General features: G+C 72.1%; 20 protein-coding genes. 15 read left to right on the plus strand and 5 right to left on the minus strand.

Annotation, left to right across the window (positions count from 1 at the left end):
* Positions 1–248: 248 nt before the first annotated feature.
* Positions 249–1106, minus strand: a complete 858-nt coding sequence (locus tag Q1B24_RS08770) for a hypothetical protein (protein WP_299926448.1) — start codon at positions 1104–1106, stop codon at positions 249–251.
* A 168-nt stretch (positions 1107–1274) separates the two neighbouring features.
* Between Q1B24_RS08770 and Q1B24_RS08775 the strand changes: the two genes are divergently transcribed.
* The 4 genes from Q1B24_RS08775 to Q1B24_RS08790 all read left to right on the plus strand — a co-directional run bounded on the left by Q1B24_RS08775 (position 1275) and on the right by Q1B24_RS08790 (position 5370).
* Entirely contained in the window at positions 1275–2027 is a 753-nt protein-coding gene (locus Q1B24_RS08775) for a methyltransferase domain-containing protein (RefSeq protein WP_299926451.1), read from the plus strand.
* A 50-nt stretch (positions 2028–2077) separates the two neighbouring features.
* Positions 2078–3511, plus strand: a complete 1434-nt coding sequence (locus Q1B24_RS08780) for a hypothetical protein (RefSeq protein ID WP_299926454.1) — start codon at positions 2078–2080, stop codon at positions 3509–3511.
* 36 nt (positions 3512–3547) lie between these two features.
* The gene (locus Q1B24_RS08785; protein ID WP_299926457.1) at positions 3548–4249 is read left to right on the plus strand and encodes a class I SAM-dependent methyltransferase; all 702 of its coding nucleotides are present in this window, start codon (positions 3548–3550) and stop codon (positions 4247–4249) included.
* An 89-nt stretch (positions 4250–4338) separates the two neighbouring features.
* On the plus strand, positions 4339–5370 hold the full coding sequence (locus Q1B24_RS08790; RefSeq protein WP_299926460.1) for a glycosyltransferase family 2 protein: 1032 nt from the start codon (positions 4339–4341) through the stop codon (positions 5368–5370).
* Between the two features lie 45 nt (positions 5371–5415).
* On the opposite strand, the gene Q1B24_RS08795 is transcribed toward Q1B24_RS08790, so the two are convergent.
* From Q1B24_RS08795 to Q1B24_RS08805, 3 genes are all read right to left on the minus strand, one after another.
* Positions 5416–7593 carry a UvrD-helicase domain-containing protein gene (locus Q1B24_RS08795; RefSeq protein WP_299926463.1) on the minus strand — a complete coding sequence of 726 codons (2178 nt, stop codon included), beginning with the start codon at positions 7591–7593 and terminating at the stop codon, positions 5416–5418.
* 127 nt (positions 7594–7720) lie between these two features.
* On the minus strand, positions 7721–8149 hold the full coding sequence (locus Q1B24_RS08800; RefSeq protein WP_299926466.1) for a hypothetical protein: 429 nt from the start codon (positions 8147–8149) through the stop codon (positions 7721–7723).
* Positions 8150–8242: 93 nt separating this feature from the next.
* On the minus strand, positions 8243–9013 hold the full coding sequence (locus Q1B24_RS08805) for an enoyl-CoA hydratase-related protein (protein ID WP_299926469.1): 771 nt from the start codon (positions 9011–9013) through the stop codon (positions 8243–8245).
* A 108-nt stretch (positions 9014–9121) separates the two neighbouring features.
* Here Q1B24_RS08805 and Q1B24_RS08810 point away from each other — a divergent pair, with 108 nt between their 5' ends.
* Both Q1B24_RS08810 and Q1B24_RS08815 read left to right on the plus strand, forming a co-directional pair.
* A complete protein-coding gene (locus Q1B24_RS08810; protein ID WP_299926472.1) occupies positions 9122–11089 on the plus strand; it encodes a glycosyltransferase family 4 protein in 1968 nt (655 codons plus the stop codon).
* The gene (locus Q1B24_RS08815) at positions 11086–13731 is read left to right on the plus strand and encodes a glycosyltransferase (protein ID WP_299926475.1); all 2646 of its coding nucleotides are present in this window, start codon (positions 11086–11088) and stop codon (positions 13729–13731) included. Before Q1B24_RS08810 ends, Q1B24_RS08815 begins: the two co-directional genes overlap by 4 nt.
* Here Q1B24_RS08815 and Q1B24_RS08820 read toward each other — a convergent pair.
* The gene (locus Q1B24_RS08820; protein WP_299926477.1) at positions 13719–15842 is read right to left on the minus strand and encodes an acyltransferase family protein; all 2124 of its coding nucleotides are present in this window, start codon (positions 15840–15842) and stop codon (positions 13719–13721) included. The genes Q1B24_RS08815 and Q1B24_RS08820 overlap by 13 nt on opposite strands.
* Before the next feature lie 107 nt (positions 15843–15949).
* Here Q1B24_RS08820 and Q1B24_RS08825 point away from each other — a divergent pair, with 107 nt between their 5' ends.
* The 9 genes from Q1B24_RS08825 (at position 15950) to Q1B24_RS08865 (ending at position 25937) form a co-directional block, all read left to right on the plus strand.
* Entirely contained in the window at positions 15950–17491 is a 1542-nt protein-coding gene (locus Q1B24_RS08825) for a molybdopterin-dependent oxidoreductase (RefSeq protein WP_299926480.1), read from the plus strand.
* 241 nt (positions 17492–17732) lie between these two features.
* Positions 17733–18395, plus strand: a complete 663-nt coding sequence (locus Q1B24_RS08830) for a fasciclin domain-containing protein (RefSeq protein ID WP_299926483.1) — start codon at positions 17733–17735, stop codon at positions 18393–18395.
* Between the two features lie 35 nt (positions 18396–18430).
* A complete protein-coding gene (gene sigK / locus Q1B24_RS08835; RefSeq protein WP_299926486.1) occupies positions 18431–19051 on the plus strand; it encodes an ECF RNA polymerase sigma factor SigK in 621 nt (206 codons plus the stop codon).
* The gene (locus Q1B24_RS08840; protein ID WP_299926489.1) at positions 19048–19782 is read left to right on the plus strand and encodes an anti-sigma factor; all 735 of its coding nucleotides are present in this window, start codon (positions 19048–19050) and stop codon (positions 19780–19782) included. The genes sigK and Q1B24_RS08840 overlap by 4 nt, the downstream gene beginning before the upstream one ends.
* On the plus strand, positions 19779–21863 hold the full coding sequence (locus Q1B24_RS08845) for an FAD-dependent oxidoreductase (protein WP_299926492.1): 2085 nt from the start codon (positions 19779–19781) through the stop codon (positions 21861–21863). Before Q1B24_RS08840 ends, Q1B24_RS08845 begins: the two co-directional genes overlap by 4 nt.
* Entirely contained in the window at positions 21860–23209 is a 1350-nt protein-coding gene (locus Q1B24_RS08850; protein ID WP_299926495.1) for a cyclopropane-fatty-acyl-phospholipid synthase family protein, read from the plus strand. Before Q1B24_RS08845 ends, Q1B24_RS08850 begins: the two co-directional genes overlap by 4 nt.
* Positions 23210–23216: 7 nt before the next feature.
* On the plus strand, positions 23217–24536 hold the full coding sequence (locus tag Q1B24_RS08855; protein ID WP_299926498.1) for a cyclopropane-fatty-acyl-phospholipid synthase family protein: 1320 nt from the start codon (positions 23217–23219) through the stop codon (positions 24534–24536).
* A complete protein-coding gene (locus Q1B24_RS08860) occupies positions 24530–25306 on the plus strand; it encodes a DUF1295 domain-containing protein (protein ID WP_299926501.1) in 777 nt (258 codons plus the stop codon). The genes Q1B24_RS08855 and Q1B24_RS08860 overlap by 7 nt, the downstream gene beginning before the upstream one ends.
* A gap of 79 nt (positions 25307–25385) precedes the next feature.
* On the plus strand, positions 25386–25937 hold the full coding sequence (locus tag Q1B24_RS08865) for an RNA polymerase sigma factor (RefSeq protein ID WP_299926504.1): 552 nt from the start codon (positions 25386–25388) through the stop codon (positions 25935–25937).
* The last annotated feature ends 6 nt before the right edge of the window (positions 25938–25943 follow it).

Below are 25943 nucleotides of genomic sequence, written 5' to 3' on the forward strand. Positions count from 1 at the left end.
GCGCCGGATGACCGCCCACGCCCCGTACCCCTGGACCTGCTCCAGGAGGTCGCGGACGGCGGGGGGCTGGTTCATGGGCGAAGCCTTGCGCCGGATGACCGCCCACGCCCCGTACCCCTGGACCTGCTCCAGGAGGTCGCGGACGGCGGGGGGCTGGTTCATGGTCGAAACCCTACGGGCGGCTGCACCGGGACCGATCGGGCGTCTCAGTCCCGGCCCCGGGGTGCCCAACACCGCCGCGGACGAGGCTAGGGGTGGTCGACCTCGACCGTCACCCAGTCGACGAGCATGGTGGTGCGGGAGCCGCCGGGCACAGCGTGCTCCGGCTGGACGGGCTTGTTGGACAGTCGGAGGTGGAACGGCACCGCGTTGCCGGGCACACGGCGCACATCGGGTGTCGAGGTGATCTCGTAGGCGTTGCTGCCCTGGACGTCGCTCGCCGTGTAGCGCGTGACGTCACCGCCGATCGTGAACTCCGCCGCGTAGGCCCACCAGGTGTGCCACGGCTCGACCCCGGAGGAGAAGAAGGGGGTCACCGGGAAGAGCTCCGGCGCCCGACCGGTGGCCGCGCACGCGTTGACGGCGGTCTCCGGGGTGTCGTCGTAGCAGATGTGCGACCCGAGCTGCGCCCCCGCGGGCTTGAGGGGACCGTAGCTCTCGATGACGTCGATCTCGCGCGGATCGATGCCGTTGGGGTGCTGGACCCAGAATGCGGCGTAGCTGATGCCGGTGTCGGGCATGAGGATGCTGGCCGTGACGCGCACCTTTGCCCCGGCCGGGAGCGTCCAGCCGGCATTGGTGCGGATCTGGGAGAACCGGTCCACGCTGAGCCGGCCCTGCCCGTCGTGGAACGCGGCGTCCTGGCCGAACATCGTGTGCCACTGTGCGGGCACCGATCCCGCGGGGCCGTCGAAGTCGTCGCGGAAGACGGTCTCCCAGCCCGAGACCGGAGTGGCCTCGGGCGTGGCTTCCGGAGCCGACTCAGGGGTCGGGTCCAAGGCGTCGATGACCCGCGGGCCCCCGCCGAACCCGGCAGGCGCGTCGGCGACGACGATCAGCAGGAGCGCCGTCACGGCCGTGCCGAGGGCGCGAGCGAGCAGGGACATCACCCTCCTGGAAACGTGTGAGCTGGTGGGACCGCGACCTGAGCGGTCAAGGCTACGTGCCACCACCGACCGTCGGGATCTCCCGTCTCGACCGAGCAGGTGGTCGACCTCCTCCAGTCGCAATGCTGTTCAGAAGCGCGGCCAGCTGCTGTGGAACACTTGCCGACCATGGAGGACTTGGGGGACGGTCCGCTGGGACCCAGTCGAAGGTCGACCCACCGACCGCGCGCGGAGCAGTTCGTCGACGACTACTACGAGCGTCACTACGCCTCGGTGCACGGTGCGGGTTGTCTGGGCGGCGCCGCGTCGGTCATGCACAAGCGGCTCGAGCACGGCCGCGGACACCGCGACTTTCCGCTCACCCTGGAGGTCGGTGCCGGCCGGTTCGAGCACTACCCGTTCGTCACGCACGCTCGCAAGCGCTACATCGCCACTGACATCCGGGTACCGACGGAGAACCCCGTCTACCAGTCCGTGCTCGCGGGGAGCGGTCCCGCCGATCTGGAGTTCCGCCGGTCCGACGCGATGAGCCTCGACCTCGACGACGAGTCAGTGGACCGCGTGGTCGCAACGTGCCTGCTCATCCACCTCCCCGACCCCTTCGGCGCCATCCACGAGTGGCAGCGCGTGTGTCGCCCCGACGGCGTGATCGACATGCTCGTCCCCTGCGACCCCGGGCTCCTCGCGCGCGCCTTCCGCCGCGGTGTCTCGCAGCGGGTGGCCCGCAAGCACGGGGTGCCGGCGAAGGACTACGTCCTCGTCAACGCCATCGAGCACCTCAACCCCTTCAACCGCGTCCTAACGCTCGTGCGCGCCGCCGTGGAGCCTCGGCGACGCCTCACCGTCGACTACTTCCCGTTCGCGAAGGTCCCGTCGTGGAACATGAACGCGTTCGCGATCATGAGGATCGATCCGTCGTGACGAGCCGGCGTGCGAACCGGTCCGCCCTCCCGGACCAAGCACGCAGCTGGGTGACAGCGTCCCTCCTGACGTTCGCGGCGACCCTGGCCCTCACCCTCGTCATCTACTGGTCGGCGATCTTCGGCACCTACGGCAGGTCCGACGACTACATCTACGTCCACGACGTCCGCACCGACACGCTCGACTCGGGGCTGGGGGCGGTGTGGTTCAACGCCGGGCGCCCCGTACCCGCGTTCCTGTACCAGTGGGTGCTTCCCCGGGCCGAAGAAGTGGCTGACCTCGTCCTGCTCAGGCTCGTGTCGGCGCTCGTGGTGGCGGCCGGCGCCGCGCTGTGCGGCGTCCTCGCCATGGCCGTCGTCGGAAGCAGCGGATGGCTTGCACGCGTGCTTGCCGTCGGCGTCGCTGGTGTGGCCGTCACGACGACCGCCGCACCGTCCGCCGTCACCTGGGGCGTGATGGCGGGCCAGATGCCAGCCTTCGGCACAGCTGTCGCGGCAGGCATGTGCGCGACGTGGGGGCGTACGCCGTGGCGCTGGGCGGTCGTGGCCGCGCTGGTGCTCCTGTCGGCCTTCAGCTACCAGCACTTCGCCCCGATCGCCTTCTTCTCCAGCGCCTTGGGGACGGCGGCTCTCTGGGCTCGGCGCGAGGGGGCGCGCCTACGCGACCCCGTCCTGGTGGGGCTGATGGTCGTGGGGGCCATCGCCCTCAACCTGGTCTTCGTGACGTGGCGCAGCGGCGACGCCCTGGACCGCATCTCCGGCCCGACGGCCAGCGAGCGCTTCGCGTGGTTCACCGAGGAGTTCCTGCCGCGCACGGTCGACCTCTCCGTGCCATGGTCACCGACAACGGCCTATCAATCCGCCGCCGTCGTCATCGTGCTCCTCCTCCTCGCGCTCGTGCGGGGGCCGCGCCATCTCGCGCTGCCCGCGGTGGTCGTCGTCTGCTGGCTGTGCGCGGCTCTCGTCATCGTCCCCGGCGAGCTCTGGGCCAGCTACCGCCTCATCGCCGCGGCACAGCTCGTCCTGTGGGTAGGGGCCGGCTGCTGCGCCGCGGTTGGCATCAATGCCGCCTGGGAGCGGCGGGCCGTCCTGGGAGCACCCCTGCTCGTGGCCGCAGGTGTCGCGGTGGCGTCCGCCGGTGTGGCGTCCCACCATCGCGCCGTCGACTACTTCGCCGCACCCAACGAGGTCGACTGGGAGACCGCCCGGTGCGCCATGCGGCAGGCCGAGCCGGTGGCGGCAGGGACGCCCCTTCGGCAGAGCTACTTCGAGGACTCGACCAGCCCGCTCCTCAGCTATGACGAGTACGGCATCATCGGGACGTCCACTCCCTTCGCCATCCAGTACGAGGCTTGGCTGGCCCTCGACTCCGTGGACGGACCCGGCCAGCCCGGCCTCGACGCCACCGGGCTGCCGATCGTCCCGCCGACCGATGAACCCGGCGACGCCCTCGTGTTCACGCCGGACGCATGCGCCCGTGGCTAGGGTTCGGACTGATCAAGCCGCACGAGAGTGAGGATCATGGACGAGCTGTCGCCTGAGCTCCGCGCATTCATTGCGGAGTCACCAGTGGCCCGTGAGCCACACGTCGCATTCCTGCGCTCCGCCATCGCCGACCTGCCAGCTGGCTCGACCGTGCTGGACGTCGGCGCCGGGGAAGCCCCCTACCGCGAGCTGTTCGCCGCCCACGACTACCGCACCACCGACTGGAACGGCTCCTTCTACACGCCCGTGACGCCCGTGGACCACGTCGCTCCAGCGCACGACCTGCCGCTGGCAGACGGTTCCGTCGACGCGGTCGTGTGCACCCAGGTGCTCGAGCACCTCGCCGAGCCCGTGGCCGCACTCCACGAGTTCCGCCGCGTGCTCCGGCCCGCTGGATCCCTGGTCGTCACGGTCCCCCTGACCTGGTATCTCCACGAGGTCCCGCACGACTACTACCGCTACACCCCCTACGGATTGCGCCACGTGCTGGAGAAGGCCGGTTTCGAGGCGGTCGACATCGAGCCGATGAACGACTCCCCGAGCACCATTGCCGCGCTGCTGCACCATTTGCGATGGCTCCTGGGGAGTGCCGACGACGGTCGCGACGAGCGACGGATCGCTGCGGGAGACCTCATGGCCGAAGCGGCCAGGATGGTCCAGTCGATCGGTTGGCTCGACACCCAGTGGCTCCTGCCCGTGAGCTACGCCGCGACGGCGAGAGCCCCAGGAGGGGACTAGGACAGGCCTCCGACCGGCGACACGCCACGCCCACCGACCCCCTGCCGAGCCCACCCGGACGAGAAATCGGCCTGTGAGAGACTCCCGGGATGCAGGAGGCGACCACGACCTCGGGGCGGCCTAGCCCACATGCACCATCCAGGGCAGAGGGCGGGAAGGCGGACCGGGTCCCGGTCCACGTGCTGCTTCCTTGCTTCAACGAGGAGCAGTCGGTGCTGCCGATGGTCGAGGCGCTCGCTCAGGTCTTCGTCGACGAGACGCGCTGGGACGTCGTGGCTGTGTTCATCGACGACGGCAGCAACGACGGCACTTGGCGCGAGATCTCCCGGGCCAAGGAGTTCGACCTGCCGATCACGGTCGGGGGCATCCGCCTCGACCACAACCAGGGCAAGGCCGCGGCACAGGCCGTCGGGATCCGCGAGATGGGTCCGACCGACGGCGTGGTGATCCTGATGGACGCCGACGGCCAGCACGACCCGTCGTCGCTTCCGAAGATCCTGGCGGACTGCATGAAGACGGGTGTGCCCCAGATCGCCCGCCGCACTGGCTACCGCCGGAGCCGAACCACCACGGTAGGGACGGTCGGCCTCGGTGTGATCGCCGGGCTCACAGGAGTCCGGTTCGACCCGTCGCTCGGGGAGTACCTGGCGCTCCCCTCGCACACAGCGCGCAGGCTCGCCCGCAACCCACAGCTCGGCATCGTGCCCATCGTGCCACTGGTGCAGGGCATCTCGACGCGCTTGCAGACGTTCCCCTCACCGGTCCTCGACCGTGCCGACGGATCAGCGTCGACACGGTGGACGCGCTCGCAGCTCTGGCACAAGGCACTCCTGCTGCTCCTCGCCAACCCGTGGGGGCTGCTGCCGCGCATGGCCGTCGTCATAGCCGTGACCGTGGCGGCGCTCGGCTCCTACGGCATGGCCGTCGGCATCGCCTCGATCGTCCACGGCACGTTCCTGGGCGTGGGGTCCGTGCTGGTCGCCATGGTGATCATCTTCGGGGTCCTTGCCATGCTCCAGCTGGTCACGTTGGGACTGGTGGTGGTCCTCTTCCGGACCATCTCCCAGACTGCCGCGTCAGGCGGCACCGAGGTCGAGGTGCTCGACTGGCGCGACACCTGAAGGGACGCCGGCCCGGAGCCAGCGACCCGGCGGCAGCCGCCTGGCTCAGCCGACGGTAGTCAGCAGCTGCGTCGCGCGGGTGAGCACCACGTAGAGCGTCGCCCGGCCGGTGGCCGACTCGTCCTCGATCTCCTGAGGGGAGACGACCACGATCCCGTCGAACTCCAGGCCCTTGGTGTCGAGGCCGGTCAGTACGACGACCCGGTCCTCGCCGCTCGGCGTGACGCGCGAGTCCACAGCCGCGCGGGCGTTGGGCGCCGCGTCGGCCAGCTCGGGCCACGACGCCAGCCAGGCGTTGACCTCCGAGCGCCGGGCGACCGGCACGACGATGCCCACGGTGCCCTCGACGCGGTCGGCGGTCGTCGTCACCGCCTGCCGCACAGCGGCCTCGAGGTCGTCGACGGGTCCGACGACCTGCGGCTCCTCACCGGTGCGGCGTACGGCGTCGGGCAGGTCGGCGTCGAGCCCCACCCGGCGGGCGTAGTCGGCGGCGAACGCGTAGATCTCGGCCGAGTTGCGGTAGTTGGTGGAGAGGTGGAACTCGTGGAGCTCCTTGCCCTCCAGCGCCTCGGCGCGCGCGGCGGCGGCCTCGGGGGCGTCGGGCCAGGACGACTGGGCGGGATCCCCGACGATCGTCCAGCTCGCGGTGCGACCGCGGCGACCGACCATCCGCCACTGCATCGGGGTGAGGTCCTGCGCCTCGTCGATGAGGACGTGGGCGTAGCCGTCGTCCTCGATGCGGTGCGTGGGCGCCGACCAGGCCAGGCCGCCGGGGGCGTACTCCCGCTCGGAGATCGTGGTCAGCTCCTGCAGGTCGACCCCGCCCTCGAGCAGGCCCGTCTCGTCGAGGTCGCGCTCGTCGTCGCTGCGCTGCGGCACGTCGCCGATGGCGTAGCGCAGCTCGTCGACGAGCGGCACGTCCTCGATGGACAGGTCGTCGGCCGCCCACGACTTCGCGAGCAGCAGCTGCTCCTCGCGACTGATCACTCCCTCGCCGACGCGGGCGAGGAAGTCGGGGTCCCGCAGCCACCTGAAGACGGTCTGCGCGTCGAGCGGCGGCCACCAGGCGGAGGCGAACTCCACGAAGCCGGCGTGGCCGAGCATGTCGTCGTCAAAGGCCTCACGACCCCGCTCCTTGCCCCGCTCGCCGGCGACCTGGCGCCACATGGCGTCGAGCAGCGTCTTGGCCACCCGCGGCAGCTGGCGGTTGCGGCGGCCCTGCGACATGAGCTGGCGGCGCAGCCGCCCGAGCAGGCCGGGGTCGAGCACGATGGTCTCGTCGCGCCAGTAGATGCGGAAGCTGGTCGGTGCGCCGGGCGCGTGCTGGCGCGCGGTGCGGCGCAGCAGCTCGGCCATCCGGGTCGCGCCCTTGACGTCGGCGACGGCCGGCTCGTCGTGACGGGTGGCGCGGATGCCGCCGACGACCTCGCCGAGCGAGCGCAGCGCGACAGCGGTCTCGCCGAGGCTCGGCAGGACCCGCTCGATGTAGCGCATGAACACGCCGCTGGGGCCGACGACGAGCACGCCACCGCCCTCGTAGCGGCGGCGGTCGGAGTAGAGGAGGAAGGCCGCGCGGTGCAGCGCGACGACCGTCTTGCCTGTGCCGGGTCCGCCCGAGATCGACACCACGCCCTTGCCGGGCGCGCGGATCGCCTGGTCCTGCTCGGCCTGGATCGTGGCCACGATCGAGTGCATCGAGCGGTCGCGGGCGCGGGAGAGCTGCGCCATCAGGGCGCCCTCGCCGACGATCGGGAGGTCGGTCTCGGCCTCCTGGTCGAGCAGCTCGTCCTCCACGCCGATCACGGTGCGGTGCAGCGAGCGCAGCACGCGGCGTCGTACGACACCGGACGGGGTGGCGGCCGTGGCCTGGTAGAACACCCCGGCCGCCGGGGCGCGCCAGTCGATGAGCAGCACGTCACGGTCGGCGTTGCGCACGCCGATGCGCCCGATGTAGCGCGGCTGGGCGTCGATCGCCGGGTCGAGGTCGAGCCGGCCGAACACCAGCCCCTCGTGGGCGGCGTCGAGCTGGGCGATGCGCTTGGCGGCCTGGAAGACCATCGCGTCGCGCTCGACGAGGCCGCCCTCGTGCTCCAGCTTGCCGCGGTTGCGTCCCTCGGTCGCCAGCGCCCGTGCGTTCACCATGGACGCCTCGAGCTGCACGTAGACCTCGTCGACGTACTGCTGCTCCGCCGCGATCTCCCGCGCCTCGAGCTCCTCGCTCAACTCTTGCTCCTCATCCCCCGATGACCACTGTCCAACGGTCCCGGACAGACGGACAAGCGTACCGGCGAGCACCGACGACCACCGACTTCTCGCGGATCATGGACCGAGGGACCGTCACGTCAGCACCTCACGCCAGCAGCAGCACGGCGCCCAGCAGGCACACCACCGCGCCGACCGTGCGGATCAGGTCCACGCGCCCGAGGGCGCCGAGCAGCTCGGGGCGCTCCGCCGCCGCCACGGTCGCCAGCCGGCCGTGCATGGGAGCGGCGAGCACGGCGGTCGTGACCACCGACAGCGCCCCACCCGCCAGCGCGAGCCACGTGCCTCCCGCGTCCGGCTCGCTCGTGGCCGCCCAGGCCAGCGCGACGACCAGGGGCACGTAGAGCGCGCCCACCAGCGGCGCGATGCGTCGCGAGTGCCGCTCGTGCGCCCCGGCCCACGCGTCGTCCCCGACCTCGCGGAGGGCGGGGTACACCACGGCGGCGACGGTCAGCTGGAAGCCGAGGTGCGCGGCCGCGACGAGCAGCAGCCAGGTGGTGGGAGCGGTGGGGGTCACGGGAACCTCCCGGGGACGTCCATGGCGGCCTCCTGCGACGCGGGGTCTTCCTCACTTCTCCGCGCCGCGGCCGCCGTCGGATGCAGTCGCGCGCTACTTCTTGCGGGAGAGGAAGGCGGTCATCGCCTCGCGCGCCTCGTCGGAGGCGAACAACCGGGTGCTGGTCTCGGCCATCTCCTCGCCGAGCGCGTCGATCCGCGCCACCAGGTCACGGTTGAGGATGCGCTTGGACTCACGGAGCCCCTGGGCCGCCCCCGTCGCGAGGCTGGCGCACAGCGCGGCGACCTCGGCGTCGAGGTCGTCGGCGGGGACCGCCTTGGTCACCAGGCCGTACGCCGCTGCCTCGGCGCCGGTGAACACCTCACCGCCGAGCGTGGTGAGGGCCGCGGCCCGCGGGTTCATCCGGTGGTGGACGGTGAGGCTGATGATCGCCGCAGCCAGCCCGAGCTTGACCTCGGTGAGCGCGAAGGTGGCGTCGTCGGCGCTGACGGCGATGTCGGCCGCCGCGACGATGCCGATGCCGCCGGCGCGGACCGCGCCGAGGTTCTTGGTGACGACGGGCTTGTCGAGGGTGGCGATGAGCCGCTGCAGCTCCACGATGCGGCGGGTGCCGGCCGCCATGCCGTCGGTCGACGCCTCGGTGAGGTCGGCGCCGGAGCAGAAGACCTTGCCGGAGCTCTCGACCAGCACCACCCGCACGTCGCGGTCGGCGCCGGCCCGCTCGAGGTGGGCGTACAGCTCGGTCACCAGCTGTCGGCTCAGGGCGTTGCGGTTGGCCGGGCTGTCGAGGGTGATCGTGGCCACGGCGTCGGCCACGGCGTAGTGCACCAGCTCTGCGGGGGCGTGGTCGGTCGGCGCGGTCATGGCGTGCATCCTGCCGCACGACCCGCCGCGGGCCGCGACACGACGGGAGCACCCGACGCGTGCTGCAACAATGCGCAACGTGTCGACCGCGCAGAGAGCCCCGCAACGATGACCAGCGACCCCGCTCCCGGGGGCGGACCGGGGCCCAACCTGCGCCGCGGACTGCGCGGCTCCCTCGACCTCCCGATCGCGACCATCGAGCGCCCGGAGCGTGCCGTGGTGGGCGGGTGGGTCTTCCACCAGCGCTCGGAGGTCGCCCTGGTGGTGATCCTCGCCGACGGGCGGATCGTCGGGACGGCGAAGTGCGACCTCGAGCGCGAGGACGTCGCCACCGCCCACGACAGCGCTCCACTCAGGTCTGGCTGGTCCGCCGTGGTGGACCTCGGCAGGGTTGGCGACGAGGTGACGATCTCGGCACACGCCTTGGTCCGCAGGCCCACGCGGAAGGGTGAGGACCAAGGATCGGTCCTTCTTCCGTTCGACGAGCGCACGGTGGACGTCGCCCAGGGCGGGATCGTCCGCGGCGAGGTCACCCTGCCCGACGAGGTCGAGCCCGGCACGCTCCGAGTAACGGGAACTGTCGACGTGCTGCCCGCGCTGGCACGGGTCGAGGTGCAGCTCGACGACAACACCCCTGAGCGGGCCCGACACAGCCTGCCGAGCACCGCGGACCCGGACGCGCCGGCCGAGGAGCGAGCGCGCGGCTTCGCGGCCATGCTCGAGGTCCCGGCGGGTCAGCCCGAGGTGACGCTCCGGGTCACTGCCGTGGCGACCGACGGGACGGAGGTCGAGCTGTCCACCTCCCGGATCCCGGTCGCTCAGCACGTCGACTCCGATCGGAGCGAGCGCCTCCGCGACCTGAATCACGAGCGGCTGGCCAGCCACCTCGACGCCCTCCGGGGCGCGTTCCCGCCTGGACGCCGCGTTCTCGTCGCCGCGCACGACCTCGGCATCGGTGGCGCCCAGAACTACCTCGACGACGTCATGCGGGGACTGCACGAGCGCGGCGTGGAGATGTGCGTGGTGGCGGGCAGTGCCGGACCGCTGCTCGACCACGTCGAGACGACCTACGGCGCTCCCGTCCTCGTGGTCGGGCCGCCGCCGGAGACACCCGAGCTGCTCGAGACCCGCATCCGGCTCATCGCGGGTTTCGCCCTCGAGCACGGCGCCGCCGCCTGCCTGGCCAACACGCTCGTGAGCTACCCGGCCGTCCTCGCCGCCGCACGCCTCGGCATCCCCTCCGCATGGGCCCTCCACGAGAGCTTCGCGCCGGCCGTGTTCTGGCACGAGTACCTCAACCGCCCGGCTCACCCGGCCGTCCTCGCCGCCACGCGCGAGGCGCTCGCGAGCAGCGACGAGGTGCTCTTCGTCGCCGAGTCCACCCGGCAGCTCTACGCCGACCTCGTCCCCACTGCGGCCGCGGCACTCGTTCCCTACGGCCTCGACATCGCCGCGACCGATGCGCTGCTCGCGGCATCGCCGCGCGACCGCACGCGTGCAGATCTCGGCATCCCCCTCGACCGCCGCGTGCTGTTGTGCGTCGGATCGGTGGAGCCGCGCAAGGGTCAGCTCGCCCTCGCGCGCGCCTTCCGTCGGCTCGGGGCCGTCGCGGACCACGCCTCGCTCTACATGGTGGGAGCGACCGACACCGCCTACGCCCAGGCCGTCCGTGACTACGTTCGCGACGCCGGCCTCGAGCACGTCCACGTGATCGACTCCGACCCCGACGTGATGCGGTGGTATGCCGCAGCGGACGTGCTGGTGTCGGCTGCCGACGTCGAGTCGATGCCCCGCACCATGCTGGAGGCGATGCTCGCCGGTCGTCCCGTCGCCGCCGTGTCGGTCTTCGGCGTTCCGGAGCTCGTCGAGGACGGCGTCAGCGGGTGGCTGTGCGAGCCCGGCGACCTGGCCGCACTGACCGAGCTGGTGCGCCAAGCCGCGACCGTCGGAGCCAGCCAGCTGTCGTTGATGGGCACCGCCGCCCGGGCCCGCGTCGAGGAGCACCACTCGTCAGCCGGGTTCGTGGAGCACGTCGCGGCCCGGCTTCAGGGCTGGCTGGAGGCACCCGCGACGTGAACGACGCTGACCTGACCGTCATCCTCAACGCCCACCGCGAGGGGGCACTGGCACATCCCACGCTCCGCGCCCTGCACCGGGCGGTGGCCCACGCCGCCGCTGCCGGCCTGCACGTCGAGGTGCTGGCCGTCCTGGACAACGGCGACGACCCCACCCGGGCGATCCTCGACGAGGCAATCGGTCCGGAGGGTTACATCTCCGCGGTGGCGAGCACCGCCGTCCTCGAGGTGTCGGTGGCCGACCTGGGGCTGGCTCGCAACCTGGGCGTCGCCCGGGCCACTGCGCCGTTCATCACCGTGCTCGACGCCGACAACCTCCCCTCGGAGAACTGGCTGCTGGCGGGGCACCGCACGGCCGTGGCCCACGATGGTCCGTGCGTGGTGCACCCCGCGACACTCGTCATCTTCGAGGGACGTACGGCCGTGTGGCCGCAGTGGTCCACCGACGACGAGGCCTTCCGGGCCGAGAACTTCTTCGACCAGAACTACTGGGACGCGTGCTGCCTGGCGGCGCGCCAGGTCTTCGAGGAGCACCCCTACGCGCCCACCGGCCGCGACAGCGGCTTCGGTCCGGAGGACTGGCACTGGAACACGCTGGTGGTGCACGCGGGCGTCCCCCACCTCGCGGCGAAGGACACCGCGCTGTTCTACCGAGCCAAGCTGACGGGGTCGCTCATGGGCGCCCACCGCGCCGGAGGGAGCCTGATCCACCAGACCCCCCTGCTCACCGACCCGGACCTGGCCCGCTCCTTCCTGTCCGTGGGGGGCAGAGGCGGGCGCACGGTGCGGCGAATCCCGCTGCTGCGCAGACTCGCCCGCGAAGCGGTCGACGGCAGCCGACGGACCGACCCTCGACCGCCGGCCGCGCTCAGCCGACGCGGAGAGGCGTTGGCGCGGGTGCGCCCCGGCTTCGTCGAGCCGGCGCACTACCGCTACCTCTACGACCTCGGCGAGCTCTCCGACGCTGAGGCCATCGATCACTTCCGCTCGCACGCCGCGGAGCGGCCGCGCGGCTGGCTGACGGCCGAGGAGCTGGAGGCACTCCGACCCAAGCGCTTCCGCGCCGACCACTACCGGGCCCTCCACGCCGATGTCGTCGAGCTCCGCGAACGGTCCGCGGTCCGTCTGCACTGGCTGGACGAGGGACGCCGGGAGGGACGCCGGGCCCGGCTGACCCCCGACGAGCTGGCTGCGCTCGCCGAGCTCGACCTCGACGCCTACCGCGACCGGCACGCGGACCTCACCCACCACGATGACCAGCACCTGGTCCAGCACTACCTCGAGTGGGGAATCGATGAGGAACGACGTGCCACCTTCGACATCATTGAGCACACGTGGAACACGCCGGTCCATGTCGACGACGTGTTGGCGAACGAGTGGAGGGCGATGCACCGCCTCGAGCCGTGGATCCCCGTGCCAACGGACGAGGTGCTACGCGACTTCCACTACGTCGGACCACCCGCCGACGGTAGCCTCACCGCCGGCAGCTCGGCCTGGTGGCACGCGGTCGCCGCGCTCGAGGGGACCCGGCCCGACGTGGCCTTCTTCGCCCCTTGGGTCCGGCTCGGCGGCGGCGACCTCCTGCTCGCCCACTACGCGCGCGCCGTCCGGCAGCTGCGGCCCGACGCCGAGGTGGTCGTGGTCACCACCCATGGCCCGTCGGACCGGCTCGACCTGATCGACCCGTCCGTACGCGTGGTCGACCTCCCGTCGTACGAGGGCTACGGCACCCTCACGCCAGCGCAGCGTTGCCGCCTCGTCGCGATGCTCGTGACGCAGCTCCGCCCAGGCACCGTGCATGCGTTCAACTCACCCGAGGCCTTCGACGCCGTCCAGGTCTACAAGCGGTCCCTGGGCGCGCACAGCGCACTCTTCCTGTCGACGTTCACCATCGAGCTCGGGCCCGAGGGCGGCCTCAACAGCCACCTGCTGAGACGTCCGTCCGACTACCTCGACGCGGTGGACCGGGTGATCGTCGACAGCCGGGCGCTGGTCGACCAGTTCCACGAGATCTACCGGATGGACCCGGGCAAGTTCTTGCCACTGCGCCAGCCCGTGCACCTGCCGCCGCGCCGAGAGCGACCGGCCCGCGAGTCCGGCAGCCCGCTGCGCGTGCTGTGGGCCGCCCGCTTCGACCGGCAGAAGCGCCTTGACCTGCTGGCCGACGTAGCCGAGGCGGCGGCGGCCGCCGGCCTCGCCGTCGACTGGACCGTCTACGGCGAGCCGGTCACCGCGTCGCCTGCCGAGACCGCACGCTCCATCGCGCGCCTGGAAGCGCTCGGGGCGAGGTTCCATGCGGCCTACCGGTCGGTGGACGACCTGCCGCTGGTGGACATCGACCTCTTCCTCATGACGTCGGAGACCGAGGGCGTTCCCAACACGATGCTCGAGATGATGGCGCGAGAGGTGCCGTTCATGGGCCCGCTGGTCGGCGGGGTGCCCGAGGTGCTCGACGATCGGGTGGGCTGGCCGATCACGTCCTTCGATGACGTGGACGCCTACGTCGCTGCACTCCGACACGTGATCGCCTCGCCCGAGGAGGCGCGCCGACGGGCCGAGGCCGCGCGTGCGATCCTCGCCGAGGACTTCTCCTGGGAGGCGTTCCTCCGTCGGCTCGAGGACGTCCCCGGCTACCTGCCCTGACCGTCGCGGAGACCGGGCATCGTCGCGAGTCTCTCGGCGACCAGCGGTGCCAGGGTGCGAGCGAAGTACTGCAGCAGGTGGTTCTGGTCGCCGTAGACCGGGATGCCACCGACCACGGCGTGGCATCGTCGTCGGTCGCACATCACGTCGGTGAGGTCCACCAGGGTGACGCCGCGCTGCCCGCGCGCTGCCTTGACGAGCGGATCGGGCGTCAGCACATCCTGAGTCGGTGCTGTGCAGGGGTCCCGCGTCGTGGTGACAGCGAGGCAGTCCGGGAGTGACCCGAGTCCGAGCGCCGGCGGGTCTGCGATCACGACGACCTGCTTGCCGGCATCGACCCACCGCGCCCACAGGGCACGCAGGTGCCGGACCACGCCGCCGGCGGCGTCGCTGGCGTAGTCGCGCGAGATGCCGGACATCACGATGACGTCGAGGTCGGGATCGTCAGCCAACGCGGTGCCGACGACGTCGCCCCACTCGTTGCAGCTCGCGACCATCGGCTCACTGGCCCACGAGGCACGGAGATCGCCGCCCGCAGGGAGGCACGAGGACTTCACCTGCATCGTGACGTTCCAGCCACGCTCGCGGGCGATGACGTCGAGGGGCGCCGCCCAATGACCCGCGTGCGAGTCGCCGACGAGCGCGAGCCGGTGGCCGGCGTCCTCCGGCGGCACCCCGAACTGGCACGGCGCGGGTTCGGGGTCCTCGGGCTCGACCTGGCAGGTGGCGCCCCAGGCGGGGTAGTAGGGCGAGTTGACGATGGTCAGCAGCGACGCGTTGGCGATGGCGGGCGCGTGGGAGTCCGGGCACGTCGCCGATGCAGCGGCCGCTCCGACGCAGGGGCCTCCTGAGTCGACGAGCGCCTCCATCTGCTCCTGCACGGTCGCCAAGTCCTTCGCGATCGTCGTGGGCACGTACGCCGCGGCTCCGGCCACAGCGGCCATCGCCACGCCGGCCGCGACGAGGGACACAGCCGAGGAGCGCGCGACGAGCACCTTGGCCCGGCGCGCCGGATCCTCGACGAAGCGAGTGCTGAGGTGCGCCACCGCAAGGGTCGCGGCGAAGATCCCGACGGCCATCGCGGGCGTCATCGGCCTCTGGAGCGCGTAGGGCGCGAACACGATGAGGGGCCAGTGCCAGAGGTAGACCGAGTAGGAGATGTCCCCGATCCAGACAGGCGCGCGCAGCGCCGACGGAACGGCCTCACCCGCGGACGCACGGCCCGACCAGATCACCAGTGCGCACCCGGCGACGGGCAGGAGCGTGAGGGGGCCTGGGACGCCCGAGTCCTCGCCGAAGAGCCACACGCTGCCGGCCATGACGATCCAGCCGGGGACGGCCAGGAGCCGGCCGCGCCGACCCGGCGCAGGCGCCGTCGCGGCCAGCGCGGCGAGGGTGCCGCCTGCCGCGAACTCCCAGACGCGTCCCGGGGTCATGAAGTAGGCAGCGTCGGGGTGGGCGCCCACCGACCAGGCGGCGAAGCAGAGTGACGCGACGCCGAGGGCGGCGAGCACGATCGCGAGCGTACGTCGGCGTACGTGTCGGGAAGCGCCCAGCGACGCCGTGCGGGTGCGACGCGAGACCAGCCACCAGATGCCGAAGACGAGCAGCGGCCAGACGAGGTAGAACTGCTCCTCCACCGAGAGCGACCAGAAGTGGGTGACCGGCGAAGCGGTCTGCGCGGAGGTGAAGTAGTCCTGCGCCGAGGCGGCGAGCTCCCAGTTCTGGAAGTAGAGGGCGCTGGCCAGGATCTCGTCCATCACCTGGGTCCAGCGAGTCTGCGGGAGCCATACGACGGTGGCTGCGGCGCAGGCGGCCAGCACCAGCAGCGACGCCGGGAGGAGGCGACGGGCCCGTCGCGCCCAGAACCTGCCGAGCCGCACGCGGCCCTCCCGCTCGAGCTCTGACACGAGGTGGGAGGTGATCAGGAAGCCGGAGATCACGAAGAAGACGTCGACACCGAGGTAACCGCCGGTGAGCCGGTTCGGGGCCAGGTGGTTGACCACGACGGCCAGCACAGCGAAGGCGCGCAGAAGCTGGATGTCGGTGCGGACACCGGAGCGCCGTTCGTGGGTGGGATCGCGCCGATCGACGACTTCCGGTCCTAACACGTGCACAGGCTAGGGGCGGCGACGGACCGACCGCGAAACGTCAGTCATGGAGAGCACCCTCTCGCACCAAGGCCCATCCGCCTGCCCGGTCGCTCCGAACACGACCCATGCACTCCCTCGACCAGCGATCCCGGCCGCGCGCCCTGCGCCACGCGGCGTACGGCGTGCTCGCCACCGTCGTCGGTCTCGCAGCGGCCCACCTCGTCGCGGCGCTGACCGTCCCGGCGGCCTCACCCGTGCTCGCCGTCGGCTCGACGGTCATCGACCTGACGCCGACCCCGCTCAAGGCGTGGGCGATCCGCGAGTTCGGCAGCGCCGACAAGCTCATCCTCGTCGGTTCGGTGACCGTCGTCGTGCTGCTGCTGGCCGCGGTTGCCGGCGTGGTCACCGCGCGCCGGGAGACGCCGGGACTGCTCATCATCGTGGGCCTCGCCGGCGTCGCCGGCGTGCTCGCCGTCCTGCGCCCGGGCTCCGGGCCGCTGGACCTCCTTCCTGCCCTGGTCGCCGCCGCTGTCGGTGCCACCGCGCTGTGGTGGCTGCACCGCATCGACGGCCAGGGCACTGCGGACCCGTCGCCGGGGGTCGACGGTCCGTCACGACGCGGGGTCGTGCTGGCCTCCGGCGCACTCGCTGCGGCTGCAGTGGCCATGGGGGGCCTCGGTCGCTGGGTGACGTCCTACCGCCTCGGCGGGACCGACGTGGCCCTGCCGGTCGCCACCGACCCCGCGTCGTCCTTCCCCACCGGCCTGGAGGAGACGTACGACGGCATCACGCCGCTGCGGACGCCGACCGCGGACTTCTACCGCGTCGACACCCGCCTGACGCTCCCGACGGTCGACGTGGACTCGTGGACCCTGACCATCGACGGCGACGTCGAGAAGGAGGTCACGCTGACCTTCGACGACCTCGCCGCGATGGACACCGTGGAGCGCGACATCACGCTCACGTGCGTCTCCAACGAGGTCGGCGGCCCCTACGTCGGCGGCGCCCGCTGGCTCGGCGTACCCCTCGCCGCCGTGCTCGAGCGCGCCGGCATCGACGCCACGAAGGCCGACCAGATCCTGTCCACGGACGTGGACGGGATGACGATCTCGACGCCTCTCGACGTGGCGCTCGACGGTCGCGACGCGATGATCGCGATCGGGATGAACGGCGGACCGCTGCCGCGTGCCAACGGCTTCCCGGCCCGCATGGTCGTGCCCGGTCTCTACGGCTTCGTCAGCGCGTGCAAGTGGATCACCCGGATGACCCTGACGACGTACGACGCCGAGCAGGCGTACTGGACCGAGCGCGACTGGGCCGTCGACGCCCCCATCAAGCTCTCGAGCCGCATCGACACCCCCAAGCCGCTGTCGGAGACCGACGCGGGGAAGGTCGTCATCGGCGGCATCGCCTGGGCCCAGGGTGTGGGCATCGAGAAGGTCGACGTACGCGTCGACGGCGGCGCCTGGCAGCCCGCCGAGCTCGGCCCGCAGGTCACCGACGACTACTGGCGCCAGTGGTACTACGAGTGGGACGCCGAGCCCGGCCGGCACCTGATCGCCTGTCGCGCCACCAACAAGGACGGCGACGTGCAGACCGACGTCCGGATGCGGCCCTTCCCCGAGGGGTCGAGCGGGCTGCAGGAGATCTCGGTCCTCATCTCCTGAGCGCCCGCCAGCTCCGCCACCCTCCGCACCGCTCCCCCCCGATCGCCGGGCGGTGAGTGACGCAGGTTCCGCGCCTCCGGAACCTGCGTCACTCACCGCCCGGCGCTCGCACGCCGAGACGTGTCTAAGGATTGTCCAAAGTTTTTTGAAGAATCACCCATCCGCCCGCCACGCGGCCCCGAACACCTCCCGACAGCGGGCCCACGGGCCCACCGATTGGCTCCAACCGAAAGGCAGTGCCATGAACACCAAGCTCCGCACCCGCTCCATGGGCCTCGCCGCCCTCGCCCTGACCGCGTCGATGGGCCTGGCCGCCTGTGGCAACGAGAGCGACACCGAGAACGCCGCCGAGTCCACCACGTCCGAGGCCCCCATGGAGTCCGAGACCTCGGAGTCCGAGGAGCCCATGGAGTCCGAGGAGCCGATGGCCGCCGACGCTCCGTTCGGCCCCGGCTGCGCCGGCGTCCCCACCTCCGGTGAGGGTTCCGTCGAGGGCATGGCCGACGACCCGGTCGCCACCGCCGCCTCGAACAACCCGCTCCTCAAGACGCTGGTCGCCGCGGTCACCGAGGCCGACCTGGTCGACACGCTCAACTCGGCCGAGAACCTCACCGTGTTCGCGCCGACCGACGACGCGTTCGCCGCGATCCCGAAGAAGGACCTCAACGCCCTCCTCGCCGACAAGGAGATGCTGACCACCGTGCTCACGCACCACGTGGTCGGTGAGCGCCTCAGCCCGGAGGACGTCGCGGGCGAGCACGAGACCCTGGCCGGTGACATGCTCACCGTCGAGGGCGAGGGTGAGGACTTCACCATCGGCGACGCCAGCGTCGTCTGCGGCAACGTGCAGACCGCCAACGCCACCGTGTACGTCGTCGACCAGGTCCTGATGCCGGAGATGTGAGCGTCTCCTGACGATCACTAGGCAAGGATGACGACGTGGACCACGTGAGGCCCGTACCGGACGGGGCGCCCCAGGGCGCCCCGTCCGGGGGCGACGAGAAGAGAAGCGAAGCAGCCCGCCTCGCCGACCTGCTCCGGCAGGCGGCACTGGGCGACGAGGCCGCCTTCGCTGCGTTCTACGACGCGACGTCGGCCCGGGCGTACGGCCTGGCCCTCCGCGTGGTCCGCAACCCGGCGCACGCCGAGGAGGTCACCCAAGAGGCCTACCTCGACGCCTGGCACTCCAGCACGAGGTACGACGCCGCGCGCGGCAGCGCCGCCGGTTGGCTGATGACGATCGTGCACCGCAAGGCCGTCGACCGGGTCCGCTCGGTCGAGGCCGCCACGGCTCGCGACGAGACGTGGAACCGGGAGGCAGCACCGACCGACCACGACCAGACCGCGGAGGCCGTCCACGCCTCGCTCGACGCCGCTCGGGTGCGCGGCGCGGTCGCCACACTGACCGACGTGCAGCGCCAGGCCGTCGAGCTCACCTACTTCGGCGGCTACACGCACACCGAGGTCGCCACCTTGCTGGACGTCCCACTGGGGACGGCCAAGACCCGAATACGCGACGGACTGATCCGCCTGCGGGACCTGATGGGAGTTGCCTCATGAGCGAGATGGATGTCCACAAGCTCACAGGCGCCTACGCGATGGACGCGCTCGACGAGCTCGAGCGCGCCCGGTTCGAGCAGCACCTCGCCCAGTGCGAGGACTGCCGCGCCGAGGTCGCAGAGCTGCGCGAGACCGCGGCCCTGCTCGCCGAGACCACTGCCGTCACGCCTCCGGCGTCGCTGCGCGACTCGGTCCTCGCCGGCATCTCCCAGGTCCGCCCGCTCGCTCCGGAGGTGCCCGCCTCCCCCACGCACGCCGCTCGCCCGGCAGCTCGGGGGCGGGGTTGGGTGCCCTTTCTGGTCGCGGCGGCACTCGCGCTCATCGTCGGGGTCGGCGCCCTGGTGACGCAGCCGTGGGCCCCGTCCGACGACGCCGAGCGCCTGACCGCGGCCGAGCAGGTCCTGCAGGCTCCTGACGCCGAGGAGGTGTCCGTCGACCTCGGCGAGGCCGGCCGCGCGACCGTCGTCCGCTCGAAGGCCCAGGACCGTGCGGTCATCACCACCGAGGACATGGTCTCGGCGCCGTCGGGCAAGGACTACGAGCTGTGGTTCATCGAGGGTGACGAGTTCGTCTCCGCAGGGCTGATGCCGGACGCCGCCGACCAGACGGTCGTCCTCGACGGCTCCGCCGCAGCGGCCGCGGCCGTCGGCATCACCGTCGAACCCGACGGTGGCTCCGAGCAGCCCACGAGCGACCCGATCGCCGTCTTCGACCTGACCGAGTCGACGTGACCCCTGACGTGCCACGCCGGATCGCCGTCGTCGGCTCCGGCGTGGCGGGGCTCACCGCTGCCTGGATCGCGTCGCGCACCGCGCACGTGACCCTCTACGAGGCCGACGACCGGCTCGGCGGCCACGCCGACACCCACCGGGTGACCACCCCCGACGGGGAGCTCGCCATCGACACCGGCTTCATCGTGCACAACCGCCGGACCTACCCCACGCTGCTGCGCCTCTTCGGCGAGCTCGGCGTGGCCACCCAGCCGTCGGAGATGTCGCTGTCGGTCAGCGACGCCGGCACGGGCGTGGAGTACGCCGGCGCGCTCGGGCCGCGCGGCCTCTTCGCCCAGCGCTCGTCCCTCCGCTCGCGCGAGCACTGGCGGATGCTGCTGGAGATCCCGCGCTTCCACCGCCGCGCGAAGGCCCTCCTCGCCGACGGCGCGGCGAGCAACTCCGCCGGTACGCGGGGTAGTTCGGGACGATCTGGGGGCAAATCGGCCGATTCGGCCACCATTTCGTCCCTAGATACCCCGACGAGCGGGGAGGACCAGACGCTGCGCGACTTCCTGCGCGAGGGCGGCTTCTCCGCCGGCTTCGTCCGGCACTTCATGGAGCCGCTGGTCGCGGCCGTCTGGTCGTGCGACCCGGCGACCTCGCTCGACTACCCCGCCCGCTACCTCTTCACCTTCCTCGAGCACCACGGGATGCTCGGCGTCTTCGACTCGCCGGAGTGGCGCACCGTCACGGGCGGCTCGGCGACGTACGTCGCTGCGGTCGCCGCCGGCCTGCAGGAGGTGCGCCTGGAGACCAAGGTGACGTCGGTGCGCGAGCTCGCGGACGGCGTCGAGGTCACCGACGGCAGCGGCGCGACCACCCGCGTCGACGCGGTCGTCGTCGCCACCCACCCGGCCCACGCCCTCGGCATGCTCGAGTCGCCGACCGACCTCCAGCGCGAGGTCCTGTCGGCCCTGCCCTACAGCAGCAACACCGCGCTCCTCCACACCGACGCCTCCCTCCTTCCCGACGCACCGGGGGCTCGCGCCAGCTGGAACTTCCACCGCCCGGCGGGCGGTTCCGGGGGCGTCACGGTCACCTACGACCTCACCCGGCTCCAGCGCCTGCCCACCGACACCCACTACCTGGTCACCCTGGGCGGCGAGGACCTCGTCGACCCGGCGAGCGTGATCGACCGGATGGAGTACGAGCACCCGCTCTACACGCCGGAGTCCGTCGCGGCCTCGCGCCGGCTGCCCGAGATCGACACCGCGCGGATCGCCTTCGCCGGGGCCTACCACGGCTGGGGGTTCCACGAGGACGGCGCGCGCTCTGGCCTCGCCGCGGCGACCCACCTCGGCCTCCCCTGGGTGCGGCCCGCGCGTGCGCTGCCCCGGCCGGGCCGCTTCGAGACCACCATCCGCCACACCCGGCGTACCCCGTGGCGGCGCAGCTTCGAGCACCGCTCCACCTTCTGGCTGGTCGACCTCGACGACCTGCCCGACCACGGCGTGCTGGCGCGGTTCGAGGCGCGTGACCACCTCGGCTCGCCCGAGCGCAGCCTGCGGCACAACGTCGAGTCGTTCCTCGCCGACAACGGCGTCTCGCTGGGCGACGGCGCGCGTCCCGGCACGATCCTGATGGCCGCGCACCCGCGCTCGCTCGGGCACTGCTTCAACCCGATCAGCGTCTTCTGGTGCTTCGACGACCAGGGGCGCCAGGCGGGCGTCGTCGTCGAGGTGCACAACACCTACGGCGACCGCCACGCCTACCTCGTCCACCCCGACGAGCAGGGGCGGGCCCGCACCGACAAGGCGATGTACGTCTCGCCCTTCCACGGCGTCGACGGCTGGTACGACGTCGCCGTCCCGATCCCGACCGACCGCCTCGACATCGCGGTCACGCTGCGCGGCCACGACGGCGGCGCGGCGTCGTTCAGCGCCGGTCTCACCGGCACCCGCAGCGACGTACCCCTGCGCCGGACCCTCGGCGCCACGCTGCGCGGCAGCGCACTGATCCGTGCGCACGGCATCTGGCTGTGGACCCGCCGGCTGCCGATCCGTCCCCGACCGACCCACCGACAGGAGGGCGTCCGATGACCCTCGAGAAGAACCGTCCCGACGACACCCGCACCCAGGGCATGCCTGCCCTCGAGCAGCTCCCGTCCGGACCCCGCACCGCTGTCTCGGCCGCCGTCGCGCGCCGCCTCTTCCGCGCCGCCGTCGCCCGTCTCGACGTGACGGTGGTGGAGGAGCCGACCGGACGCACCTACGGGCAGGGCGGGCCCGTCATGCGCCTGCACCGGCCCGAGGAGTTCTACGCCCGCGTGGGCCGCGACGGCCTCATCGGCTTCGGCGAGGCCTACCTCACCGGCGCCTGGGACGCCGACGACCTGGCCGGCTTCCTCACGGTGCCGGCGGCCCGGATGGCCACCCTGGTCCCGGAGCCGCTGCAGCGGCTCCGCGCCCTCGTCATGCCCCGGCTGCCCCACCACCAGCGCAGCACCGAGGCCAACAGCCAGGCCAACATCTCGCACCACTACGACCTGTCCAACGACCTCTTCGCGCTCTTCCTCGACGAGACGCTGAGCTATTCGTCCGCGCTCTTCGACACCTCCTTCGTCCCCGCCGGGAAGGGCCCCGGATCCGTCGGTGACCACCTGGTCGCCACTCCACCAGAGCCCACCGACACCGCCGACCCGACGCAGCACCACCCCGACCTCGCCGACGCCCAGGGCCGCAAGATCGAGCGCCTGCTCGACGAGGCCGGCGTGGGCGCGGGCACCCGGGTGCTCGAGATCGGCACCGGCTGGGGCGAGCTCGCCATCCGTGCCGCCCGCCGCGGCGCGACCGTCCACTCGATCACGCTGTCGGTGGAGCAGCTCGAGCTCGCCGAGAAGCGCATCGCCGCCGCCGGCTGCACCGACCGCGTCCACGTCGAGCTGATGGACTACCGCGCGCTCGCCGCCACCGGGGCGACGTACGACGCCGTGGTGTCGGTGGAGATGATCGAGGCCGTCGGCCACGAGTTCTGGGGCACCTACTTCAGCACCATCGACCGCGTGCTCGCACCCGGCGGCCGGGTCGCCATCCAGGCGATCACCATGCCGCACGACCGGATGCTCGCCACGCGTGACGGCCACACCTGGATCAACAAGTACATCTTCCCCGGCGGCTTCCTGCCCAGCGTCGAGGTCATCGACCAGGTCACTCGCTCCGAGACCTCGCTCCGCCTGACCGGCCAGCTCGCGATGGGCAGCCACTACGCCGAGACGCTCCGCCGCTGGGACCGTCGGTTCCTCGGTCAGCGCGAGGCCGTGCTGTCGCTCGGCTTCGACGACATGTTCATGCGGGCGTGGCACTTCTACCTCGCCTACTCGCAGGCCGGTTTCGCCAGTGGCTACCTCGACGTCTCGCAGCTCACGTTCACCCGAGAGGACCGGTGACGACTCCGTGACCCAGACCGCGCCGCCCGCCGACGCCACGCTCACCTCCGCCGGGGTCGCCGACCGCCTCGCCGCGGCCGTACGACCCTTCATCGGCGGCGACCTGCCGGTGCGCCTGCAGGCGTGGGACGGCTCCGTCGCCGGCCCCGCCGGCGCACCCCTGGTGTTGCTCCGCTCCCCCGACGCGCTGCGCCGACTGCTGTGGCACCCGGGCGAGCTCGGAGCAGCCCAGGCCTACGTCACCGGTGAGCTCGACGTGCCCGAGCAGGACGGCTGGGACCTCGGCTCCGCCCTCACCCACGCCTTCGCGGTGGGCGCCGAGCGCGGGCTGTCCGGCGTACGCCTCTCCCCGCGCGCCATGGTCGACGCGGTCCGCACCGCCGCCGGCCTCGGCGCGCTGGGCAGGCCCCCGGCCGCGCCCGCGTCGCAGGCCCGCATCAGGGGTCGCCTCCACAGCCTGGCCCGGGACCGGTCGTCGATCAGCCACCACTACGACCTCTCCAACGAGTTCTACTCGTTGATCCTCGAGCCGCAGATGGCCTACAGCTGCGGCTACCACGCGACGCCCGACACCCCGCTCGAGGAGGCGCAGCGCGCCAAGCTCGACCTGGTCTGCACCAAGCTCGGGCTGGAGCGAGGCATGCGGATGCTCGACGTCGGCTGCGGGTGGGGCTCGCTGTCGCTCCACGCTGCCGAGCACTTCGGCGCGCAGGTCACCGGCGTGACGATCTCGGCCGAGCAGAAGAAGCTCATCGACGCCCGGATCGCCGAGCGGGGGCTGGGCGACCGTGTCGAGATCCGGCTCCAGGACTACCGCCAGGTCCCCGAGCGCGACCACTTCGACGCCGTCGGCTCGCTCGAGATGGGCGAGCACGTCGGCGCGACCAACTACCCGACCTACGTCGAGGTGCTGCGCCGCGCGGTGAAGCCGGGCGGGCGGGTGCTGGTCCAGCAGATGTCGCGCCAGGGCGCCGGCGGCGGCAAGCACCCCGGGGGTGGGCCCTTCATCGAGTCGTTCATCGCGCCCGACATGACCATGCGGCCGGTCGGCGAGACCGTCGACCTCATCGAGTCCGGCGGGCTCGAGGTGCGTGACGTCCACGCGATGCGCGAGCACTACGTCCACACGGTCAACGGCTGGATCGACAACTTCGAGGCCAACCTCCCGCGGCTGACCGAGCTCGTGGGCGAGGAGGTCGTCCGCGTCTGGCGGCTCTACCTCGTCGGCGGCGCGCTCGCCTTCCGCGACGGCAGGATGGGCGTCGACCAGATCCTGTCCGTCCGTCCCGGTGCGGCCCACACCCTGCCGGCGGTCCGTACGTGGTGAGTGCCGCGCTGGTCGCGCTGCTCGCCGCCGCCGTCGTCATGGGGGCGACGGCGGCGGTGAGCCGTCGGGTCGACCGGGTCGCGGTGATCGACGTGGCCTGGGGACTGGCCTTCGTCGCGATCGCACTGGTTCTGGCCGTGCTGTGGCCCGACGCCCACTCGTGGCTCCTCGCCGCGCTGGTCGTCGGGTGGGGCGGTCGCCTGGCGTGGCACATCGGTCGCCGCTCGCGCGGCCACGGCGAGGACCCCCGCTACGAGAAGATGCTCGGTGGGCCCGGCTGGTCCGCAGGCGCCGGTCGCGTGCTCACTAAAGTGTTCCTGACCCAGGCCGTCGTCGCCTTCCTCATCTCCGCCCCGCTCCAGGTCGCGGCGGCGTACGACGTCCGCTGGTGGCCCGTCGTGGGGGTCGGCGTCGTGGTCTGGGCGGTGGGCGTGTTCTTCGAGGTCGTCGGCGACGCCCAGCTCGAGGCCTACAAGGCGAAGCCGCGGGAGTCGCGGCCGAAGATCCTCGACACCGGCCTGTGGGGCTGGACCCGGCACCCGAACTACTTCGGCGACGCCTGCGTGTGGTGGGGCCTCTGGATCGCCGGGGCGCTGGCCCTGGGCTGGCTGCCGGGCCTCCTCACCGTGTGGGCGCCCGCCGCGATGACCTACTTCGTGCGCAACGTCACCGGGGCCAAGCTCCTCGAGCGGACGATGTCGCAGCGCGAGGGATGGGACGCGTACGCCGCCCGCGTGCCGCTGTTCGTCCCGCGTCCGCCCCGCGGTTGAGGCGCGCTCGGCGATCCCGGAGCACCCGGCTGGGGGGTTCTGCACGTCCGCCGGCCGCCCTCGGGTGACAATGCGCCATGTGGGTGAGCAGGAGGGGCTCGACTGCGCCGTCGAGGCGATGCAGGCGGGAGACGAGGCGGCGTTCCGCGTCGTCTACCGCCACGTCCAGCCACCCCTCCTGCGCTACCTGACCGTCCTCGTCGGTCCCGCCGAGGCCGAGGACGTCGCCAGCGAGGCGTGGGCGCAGGCCTTCCGCGACCTCGACCGGTTCAGTGGCGACGCCGACGGCTTCCGCGGCTGGATCACGACCATCGGCCGCAACCGGGCCCTCGACCACATCCGCCACGCCCGGCGCCGTCCGGTCGCCGACGAGCCGGTGGACGACCTCGTGGACCTGCCCGACGACATCGACCTCGAGGCCGACGCCATCGGCCGGATCAACTCCGAGGCCGTCGTCCGGCTGATCGGCACCCTGCCCCGCGACCAGGCCGAGGCCATCATGCTGCGCACGGTGCTCGGCTTCGACGCCCCGACCGCAGCCCGCATCCTCGGCAAGCGCCCGGGCGCCGTGCGGGCCGCGGCCCACCGCGGCCTCAAGCAGCTGGCCAAGCGAATCTCCGAGGAGCCGTAACACCTG

The organism is uncultured Nocardioides sp. (genome assembly GCF_947488025.1).
Taxonomy (GTDB): Bacteria; Actinomycetota; Actinomycetes; order Propionibacteriales; family Nocardioidaceae; genus Nocardioides.

Bases quoted from the DNA above. Each gene is read 5' to 3' on its own strand.
- Q1B24_RS08770 (WP_299926448.1), bottom strand. From the start codon at position 1,106: ATGTCCCTGCTCGCTCGCGCCCTCGGCACGGCCGTGACGGCGCTCCTG.
- Q1B24_RS08775 (WP_299926451.1), top strand. From the start codon at position 1,275: ATGGAGGACTTGGGGGACGGTCCGCTGGGACCCAGTCGAAGGTCGACC.
- Q1B24_RS08785 (WP_299926457.1), top strand. From the start codon at position 3,548: ATGGACGAGCTGTCGCCTGAGCTCCGCGCATTCATTGCGGAGTCACCA.
- Q1B24_RS08790 (WP_299926460.1), top strand. From the start codon at position 4,339: ATGCAGGAGGCGACCACGACCTCGGGGCGGCCTAGCCCACATGCACCA.
- Q1B24_RS08805 (WP_299926469.1), bottom strand. From the start codon at position 9,013: ATGACCGCGCCGACCGACCACGCCCCCGCAGAGCTGGTGCACTACGCC.
- Q1B24_RS08810 (WP_299926472.1), top strand. From the start codon at position 9,122: ATGACCAGCGACCCCGCTCCCGGGGGCGGACCGGGGCCCAACCTGCGC.
- Q1B24_RS08825 (WP_299926480.1), top strand. From the start codon at position 15,950: ATGCACTCCCTCGACCAGCGATCCCGGCCGCGCGCCCTGCGCCACGCG.
- Q1B24_RS08830 (WP_299926483.1), top strand. From the start codon at position 17,733: ATGAACACCAAGCTCCGCACCCGCTCCATGGGCCTCGCCGCCCTCGCC.
- Q1B24_RS08840 (WP_299926489.1), top strand. From the start codon at position 19,048: ATGAGCGAGATGGATGTCCACAAGCTCACAGGCGCCTACGCGATGGAC.
- Q1B24_RS08850 (WP_299926495.1), top strand. From the start codon at position 21,860: ATGACCCTCGAGAAGAACCGTCCCGACGACACCCGCACCCAGGGCATG.